Origin of the sequence: Marinimicrobium sp. UBA4509 (assembly GCF_002388575.1) — a bacterium.
GTDB classification, from domain to species: Bacteria; Pseudomonadota; Gammaproteobacteria; order Pseudomonadales; family Cellvibrionaceae; genus Marinimicrobium; species Marinimicrobium koreense.
In genome coordinates, this window is record NZ_DGMV01000022.1 from 24,923 (window position 1) to 32,978 (window position 8,056).

The 8,056-nt window shown below is 61.6% G+C and carries 7 protein-coding genes; 6 read left to right on the forward strand and 1 reads right to left on the reverse strand.

The features are described 5' to 3' along the window. Positions 1 to 449 precede the first annotated feature (449 nt). Complete coding sequence (locus B3520_RS02450; protein ID WP_286805332.1) at positions 450 to 1,646, forward strand: aromatic amino acid transaminase; 1,197 nt, start codon at positions 450 to 452, stop codon at positions 1,644 to 1,646. 27 nt (positions 1,647 to 1,673) lie between these two features. On the opposite strand, the gene B3520_RS02455 is transcribed toward B3520_RS02450, so the two are convergent. Continuing rightward, a complete protein-coding gene (locus B3520_RS02455; RefSeq protein ID WP_286875336.1) occupies positions 1,674 to 2,798 on the reverse strand; it encodes a DUF3530 family protein in 1,125 nt (374 codons plus the stop codon). A gap of 100 nt (positions 2,799 to 2,898) precedes the next feature. Between B3520_RS02455 and rpe the strand changes: the two genes are divergently transcribed. The 5 genes from rpe to trpC all read left to right on the forward strand — a co-directional run bounded on the left by rpe (position 2,899) and on the right by trpC (position 8,015). After that, on the forward strand, positions 2,899 to 3,579 hold the full coding sequence (gene rpe / locus B3520_RS02460) for a ribulose-phosphate 3-epimerase (RefSeq protein WP_123638044.1): 681 nt from the start codon (positions 2,899 to 2,901) through the stop codon (positions 3,577 to 3,579). A gap of 305 nt (positions 3,580 to 3,884) precedes the next feature. Next, positions 3,885 to 5,408: an anthranilate synthase component I gene (gene trpE, locus B3520_RS02465; RefSeq protein ID WP_286805335.1), complete on the forward strand. Its 1,524-nt coding sequence runs from the start codon at positions 3,885 to 3,887 to the stop codon at positions 5,406 to 5,408. Continuing rightward, positions 5,405 to 5,983, forward strand: a complete 579-nt coding sequence (locus B3520_RS02470; protein WP_123638042.1) for an anthranilate synthase component II — start codon at positions 5,405 to 5,407, stop codon at positions 5,981 to 5,983. Before trpE ends, B3520_RS02470 begins: the two co-directional genes overlap by 4 nt. Before the next feature lie 158 nt (positions 5,984 to 6,141). Beyond that, entirely contained in the window at positions 6,142 to 7,182 is a 1,041-nt protein-coding gene (gene trpD, locus B3520_RS02475; RefSeq protein ID WP_286805338.1) for an anthranilate phosphoribosyltransferase, read from the forward strand. Positions 7,183 to 7,217: 35 nt separating this feature from the next. Further along, the gene (trpC, locus tag B3520_RS02480) at positions 7,218 to 8,015 is read left to right on the forward strand and encodes an indole-3-glycerol phosphate synthase TrpC (protein ID WP_123638041.1); all 798 of its coding nucleotides are present in this window, start codon (positions 7,218 to 7,220) and stop codon (positions 8,013 to 8,015) included. Positions 8,016 to 8,056 lie beyond the last annotated feature (41 nt).

Here is an 8,056-nt window from a genome sequence, read left to right on the forward strand (position 1 = left end):
CTTGAAAGGGCTTCCCCTCCCCGTCCCTCAGTGCCATGTTTAACTCACGGCGGTATGGTTCCGGCGGATGCACTTTGCTCCGAATCGTCGGACCGATGCGCCTTACGGATAGCACGGTAGGTTCCGTAGGGCGGATAAGCAAAGCGCATCCGCCGTTACCCAAGGTGCAAATTAAAAGGTGCTAGTTCCCGAAACGTGACGCCGGCACCGCGGAGGCTGGATATACCCTTGTGAGACCGTCACCTGCCTTTGGACGCCCCACATGGATGTGGGAAGTGTCCCGAAGCGCCGGGAGCGCGAAGGGGGCCGGCAGGTGTCGAGCCTACACGGATGTATTCACGGCGTGTCTCACAAGGGGTTACCCAGGCGGAGCAGCCTGTACGAAGCGCCCACGTTTGGAACTTGTCCTCTGTATAATGCCCCCAACCAATAAACCTCAGGAGCCCCGCATGTTCGAATCCCTACCCAAGCTACCCAACGACCCAATCCTGGGACTGAGCATCGCCTTTCGTGACGACCCCAACCCGGAGAAAGTGGATCTCGGCGTTGGGGTATATCGCGATGCGTCCGGCAACACCCCGGTGATGGCCGCGGTGCATGAAGCGGAAGCGCAACTGCTCAAAGCGGAAATCTCCAAAGCCTATACCGCTCCGGCCGGTTATCCGGGGGCGAATGACGCGGTGCGGGAGCTGGCGTTTGGTCCGGAGCATCCCGCACTGGCGGCGGGCCGGGTCGCGACCGTGCAGACCCCGGGTGGCTGCGGTGCGCTTCGGCTGGCGGCGGAACTCATTCAGCGGGCCAGAAAGGGCGCCCGGGTCTGGGTCAGTACTCCCACCTGGGCCAATCACGTGCCGCTGCTGGGCAGCGCCGGGCTGGAGCTTAAAGAGTACCCCTATTATGACTTCGAGCGGCACGCGCTCGATTTCGACGGCATGATGGCGGCGTTGGCCGAAGTGCCCGCCGGGGATCTGGTGCTGTTGCACGCGGCCTGCCACAACCCCTGTGGGGCGGATCTGACCGAAGCGCAGTGGCGTCAGGTGACCGAGCTGGCCCGTGAACGCGGTTTTGTGCCCTTTATCGATATGGCCTATCAGGGCTTTGGTGAAGGCCTGGACGCCGACGCCTTCGGGCCCCGCTGGATGGCGGAGCAACTGCCCGAGGTGTTGGTGGCGGTGTCCTTCTCCAAGAACTTCGGCCTGTATCGGGAGCGGGCCGGGGCGCTGGCGGTGGTTGGGGCGGATTCTGCCCGGGCCGAAGCGGTGCAGTCGCAGCTGCTCAGCGTCGCCCGGGGGCTTTACTCCATGCCGCCGGCTCACGGCAGCGCTCTGGTGGCGGGTATCTGGGCGTCCGACGAGCTGCGCCAGCGCTGGCAGAGCGAATTGAGCGAGATGCGCGGGCGGATCCAGACGCTGCGCGAAGCGCTGGTGGGCTCGCTGGCCGCGACGGTGCCCGGTCGGGACTTTGGCTTTATCGCCCGGGAGCGGGGCATGTTTTCGTTTCTCGGACTGACCGAGGCCCAGGTGGGCCAATTAAAGGATCGCTACAGCATTTACATGACCGACAACAGCCGCATCAACGTCGCCGGGTTGAATCTGGACAAGGTGGATTATGTCAGTCGGGCCATCGCCGAGGTGCTGCGCGGCTGAGTGTTGCTTAACTTGCCGCGCTGCTTGCTAGCGCGGCGGGTTCAGGCGCACCTCCCGGCCTTCGGCCTGACGGTGCATGAAACCCTGAATGCGACGCACCCAGAAGCTGCGTTCGTCCTCCGGGTCCTGAGCATCGGGGCGTCCGATCACCAGCGTCTGGTAGTGCTCAAGACGGAGCCGGCGCGCGCTGTCCCGGTGGCGACGCTGTTGCTCGCGGGTGCGGGCATCGGGGCCGAGAAACACGTCCAGAAGGGGCAGGGCAGGCACCGCGAACAGGGTTTCCAGTTCGGCTCGGTCCAGCGTTATGGCGCCATGTTGATTGACCAGAATCAACGCCCTTATGGGGCCGGATAGCGGGCTTTCTCCGGTACTGGGCGGCTCGCCCTGTGCCCCTGCTTCCAGTTGGGGGCGCAGTACCGCCATCACCTCTGGGGCGCTGATCGGGTCCACCAGTACCACCAGGTTGCCCTGCCCATTGGCGTCGAGCCAGTTCAGGGCGGCATTGACCCGCTGCGCTATGCGCGTTTCATGGTCGGGCAGTGGTGGCGCCAGGTCCTCCTCCGCTTCATCGTTGGCAGACGGCTCGGCGGCGGGCGCGTTTTCCTCGTCCGGCTCACCGGCCTCTTCACCGGTTGCCTCCTCTTCATCGGGCGTCTCGGTGGCTGGTGCTGGAGTTTTGGGCAAAGTGTCTTCCGGGCGCTCGGGGACGGGTGCTTTGGGCGGCAAAGGTAATGTGACGGCGAAGGTGGCCCAGCCGTGGCGCGGTAAAGCCTGACGAAGATTGGCCAGTGGGGCCGGCCAGTGGGGTGGGTTTTCCGCGCTATAGAACATCAATAGGGCGCCCTTGGGCTCGGCGGCCGCCGGGCGGAAAAGGGCGAGCGTCTCGTTTTCCGGCTCGGGCAGGGACAGCCACTGGGTGTCGTCGGGGAAACGCTCGGCCAGCAGGGTCTGGTCCCGGTCGCGGCGCGATGCGTACTGTGGCGGCTCCGGTTCGGGCGGAGCTGCCTCCGCAGCGGTTTCTGCCGCCTCTCCGTCGCCCTCAGTACCCGGCGCCGGAGCGTTCTCGTCCTGGGCCCAGGCGGGAGCAACCAGCAGGGCCAGAATCAGGCTCCAGCGAAGCCGAAGGAAGAGGGGGAACTCAGTGCGGCGCATGGGCGATTTCCGTTGGCTGCCTATCGGGGTGCATCTTTGGGTACAATGACCGACTGATTCCAACGATCACGAACCTCTATCAACCATCATCGGACAATTTATGCAGAACTTGAAGCGGGATTACAAAATTGCCCCCTCGATCCTCTCCGCCGACTTTGCCCGCCTGGGGGAAGAGGCCGACGCGGTGCTGGCCGCCGGCGGCGACATGATTCATTTTGATGTGATGGATAACCACTATGTGCCCAACCTGACGTTCGGGCCCATGGTGTGCAAGGCATTGCGCCAGTACGGTATTACCGCCCCCATTGATGTGCACTTGATGGTGGAGCCGGTAGACGATCTGATTGAGCAGTTTGCCGAGGCTGGCGCCAGCTATATCACCTTTCACCCGGAAGCCTCCCGCCACGTCGACCGCTCGCTACAGTTGATCGAAAGCGCGGGCTGTAAGGCCGGGCTGGTGCTCAATCCGGCCTCCAGTCTGGATTTGATCAAACACGTGGTGCAGCGTCTGGATATGCTGCTGCTGATGTCGGTGAACCCCGGCTTCGGCGGACAGAAGTTCATTCCCGCGACCCTGGACAAGCTGCGCGAGGCCCGGGCACTGATTGATGCCAGTGGTCGTGACATTCGCCTGGAAGTGGATGGTGGCGTCAACCTGGAAACCCTCAAGTCCGTGGCCGAGGCCGGTGCCGATACCTTCGTGGCCGGCTCCGCCATTTTCAACGCGCCGGACTACGCCGATGTGATCGGACAGATGCGCCAGCAATTGGCCGAAGTGTGAGATTCATCCCCGCCGGGGCTGGCCCCCGGCGCCGGTTTTGAGTAAACTCAGGCTCACGACGTATTGAGGAGAAGCACGTTGATCTCGTCAGGCTTATATTTGCACATCCCCGCTAAACACCCCGCCCGATGGCGTGGCTAGCTTTCTGTTGCCTGGTGTTGGCCCCCAAGGCCTGAGCCGGGCCCTCGCTGTCTCGGCACGTTACTCGACGTTGGCGTGCTGCTGTTTCGAATACAACCGTTCATGATTTGACTGCACCGGCGACACGGCGTGAGCGGTGGTGATGCAAAACTAAAGGTATAAGCATGACTCCAGAACAATTTTCCCGGCTGGCCTCGGAAGGCTATAACCGCATTCCGGTAATGCACGAAGTGCTGGCGGACCTGGACACTCCCCTGTCCTCCTACCTGAAACTGGCCCGTGGCCCCTACTCCTATCTCTTCGAGTCCGTACAGGGCGGCGAAAAGTGGGGCCGTTACTCGATGATCGGCCTGCCTGCCCGCCGGGTGCTGAAAGCGTTTGGCTCCCGGGTGCAGTTGGAGTGCAATGGTCAGATCGAAGAGCAGTTCGAGTGCGCCGATCCCCTGGCGTTTGTGGAAGAGTACAAGCACCGCTACCGGGCGCCGGATTTGCCGGACCTGCCGCGCTTTACTGGCGGGCTGGTCGGCTATTTCGGTTACGATTGCGTGCGCTATGTCGAGCCGCACCTGCAGGAATCCATGCCGGCGGACAAGCTGGGTACGCCGGACATCCTGCTCACGGTCTCCGACGAAGTACTGGTGTTCGATAACCTGTCGGGTAAGCTGATTCTGGTGGTCCACGCCAATCCGGAAATCGATGACGCTTACGCCAAAGCCCAGGCTCGCCTGCGGGAGTTGGAGGCGCAGCTGCGCGCGCCAGTGCCTTCGGTACCGGAAGTTGGTCTGCCTGAAGTGGAAGGCCCGGAGCAGAGCTTCACCTCCCACATGGGCGAGGCGGGCTACAAAGCGGCGGTGGAGAAAATCAAGGAGTACACCCTGGCCGGGGACGTGATGCAGGTGGTGCCTTCCCAGCGGCTGTCCATTGACTATCAGGCCGAGCCGCTCAATCTCTATCGCGCCCTGCGCTGTTTAAACCCGTCCCCCTATATGTACTTCCTGGATCTGGGAGACCATCAGGTGGTGGGCTCCAGCCCGGAAATTCTTGCCCGGCTGGAAGACGGTACCGTCACGGTGCGCCCGATTGCGGGCACCCGCCGACGCGGCCGTACCCCGGAAGAAGATCTGGCCATGGAGCAGGACCTGGTCAACGACCCCAAAGAGATTGCCGAGCATCTGATGCTGATCGATCTCGGCCGCAACGATGTCGGTCGGGTGTCCGAAACCGGCACAGTGAAGCTGACCGACAAGATGGTGGTGGAGCGTTACTCCCACGTTATGCACATCACCTCCAATGTGACCGGTCGCCTCAAGCCGGGTCTGGAGGCCATGGATGTGCTGCGGGCGGCACTGCCGGCGGGGACGCTTTCCGGTGCGCCGAAAATCCGCGCCATGGAAATCATCGACGAACTGGAAAGCGAAAAGCGCGGTATCTACGGCGGCGCTGTGGGTTATATCGCCTGGAACGGCAATATGGATACCGCCATTGCCATCCGTACCGCCGTGATCAAAGACGGCAAGCTGTACGTTCAGGCCGGTGGCGGCATCGTGGCGGACTCGGTACCCGAGCTGGAGTGGAAAGAAACCATGAACAAGGCGCGCGCCATTTTCCGCGCCGTCGATATGGTCAATCGCGGCGCCGAAACGGACGCACAAGGTGGCGCGAATGCCAAAGGTGGAGAGCAGCCATGATTCTGATGATTGATAACTACGACTCCTTCACCTACAACGTGGTGCAGTACCTGGCGGAACTCGGTGCCGATGTGAAGGTGGTGCGCAACGATGAAATCACCGTGGAAGAGGTTGAGGCGTTGGCGCCGGAGAAGATCGTGATCTCTCCGGGGCCCTGTACTCCCAACGAGGCGGGGGTATCCCTGGCGGTAATCAAGGCGTTTGCCGGCAAAGTACCGCTGCTCGGCATCTGCCTGGGCCATCAGGCCATCGGTCAGGCCTTCGGCGGTGATGTGATCCGGGCACCCCAGGTGATGCACGGCAAAACCTCGCCGGTTTTTCACGCGGATAAAGGGGTGTTTCGCGGACTGAACAACCCCTTACAGGCCACCCGCTATCACTCGCTGGTGATCGACCGGAACACTCTGCCAGAGTGTCTGGAAGTCACCGCCTGGACCCAGAATGACCAGGGTCAGCCGGCCGAAATCATGGGGGTGCGCCACAAGACTCTGGCGGTGGAGGGCGTACAGTTCCACCCCGAGTCGATCCTGACCGAGCAGGGACACGAATTGTTGAATAATTTTTTGCGCGACTGAATGACTCGTGTCAGAATCAGGTCGCGTAAATCGTTCGCGAGGGATCGCCAGACCCAACTTACAACAAGAATTGCGCCCGGCTGACCGAGTGTTCGCCCCTGGGGAGTGAGTGAGAGAGTGCGACAAAAACGACTCACGATAATAAACGGGAGAAACACATGGACATCAAACAAGCCTTGACCCGAGTGGTCGAGAAGATTGATTTGAGTACCGAAGAAATGACCTCGGTCATGAAAGAGATTATGACCGGTGCTGCCACGGAGGCGCAGATCGGAGGGTTTCTGATCGGCCTGCGTATGAAAGGTGAGACGCTGGACGAGATCACCGGCGCCGCCATGGCTATGCGCGAGCTGGCACAGAGCGTCGATATTGAAGCCGACTTCCTGGTGGATACCTGCGGCACTGGCGGCGACGGGGCCAACCTGTTCAATGTGTCCACCGCCAGTGCCTTTGTGGTGGCCGCGGCCGGCGGCCGGGTGGCCAAGCACGGCAACCGCTCGGTATCGAGCTCCACCGGCAGCGCGGATGTGCTGGAAGAAGCCGGTATCAATCTGAATATTTCCCCGGAGGAAGTGGCCCGCTGCGTCCGTGAGATCGGCGTGGGCTTCATGTTTGCTCCGGTGCATCACGGCGCCATGAAGTTTGCCGTTGGCCCGCGCAAAGAGCTGGGCCTGCGCACCATCTTCAACATGCTCGGCCCCATGACCAACCCTGCCAATGTGCGCCGCCAGGTGATTGGTGTGTTCAATGGCGAACTGTGTCGCCCCATGGCCGAGGTGCTGCATCGCCTGGGCAGCGAGCATGTGATGGTGGTTCACGCCAAAGATGGTCTCGATGAGATCAGCCTGGCCTCTGAAACCCACGTGGCCGAACTGAAAGACGGAAAGGTCACCGAATACGAGATCAAGCCGGAAGACTTTGGCATTCAGAGTAAAAGTCTGATTGGCCTGGGCGTGACCAACGCCGAGGAGTCTCTGGCGCTGATCAAAGACGCGCTGGGCAACCGGCGCGGGCAGTACGCCGAGAAAGCGGCGGATATTATCACCCTGAACGCCGGTGCCGCGATTTACGTCAGCGGCGTGGCGGAAAGCCTGGAAGAAGGGGTGGAATTGGCGCGGGATGCCATTGGCAGCAGCCTGGCCGGCGAAAAGATTCGCGAACTGGCGGCCTTTACCCAGTGCTTCAAAAGCGACAACTGAACACCGAATTAAATATGAACCAAGAGGATTGACCCGTGAGTGACACCCCGACGGTGCTGCGCAAAATTATTGCCCGCAAGCACGAGGAAGTGGCCGAGCGCAAACAGCAACGCTCTCTCGATGAGTTGCGTCAGAGCCTGGTGCAGGCGCCGGAAACTCGCGGATTTGTTCAGGCCATTGCCAACCGGATTGCCGATGGGCAGGCGGCGGTGATCGCCGAAATCAAGAAGGCGTCGCCGAGTAAGGGGGTTATCAGGGAGCACTTTGAACCGGCCGAGTTGGCTCGCAGCTACGAGCGGGGCGGTGCCACCTGCCTGTCGGTATTGACCGATGTGGATTTTTTCCAGGGCGCCGATGCCTACCTGCAACAGGCCCGTGAGGCGGTGAGCCTGCCGGTGATCCGGAAGGACTTCATCGTCGATGAGTATCAGGTCTATGAGGCGCGAGCGCTGGGGGCGGACTGCATATTGCTGATTGCCGCAGCACTGGAACCCAGCCAGATGCGCGCGCTGAACACCTTGGCTCTGGAGCTTGGGCTGGATGTTCTGGTGGAGGTGCACAATCTGGCCGAGCTGGAGTTGGCGCTGGAGCTCCCCAACAAACTGATTGGTATCAACAACCGTAACCTGCACACCTTTGAGGTGGACCTGAAGACCACCTACGATCTGCTGCCCGCCATCGATAGCGAACGCATAGTAGTCACAGAGAGTGGGATTCTGTCGCCGGACGACGTATGGGAAATGCGCCGCCGCCACGTGCACAGCTTTCTGGTGGGCGAAGCGTTCATGCGCGCCGATGATCCAGGTGAGGCCCTGGCGCGGTTTTTCAATTGAGTGATGCGTCGGGTTACGCGCTGCGCGCTAACCCGACCTAC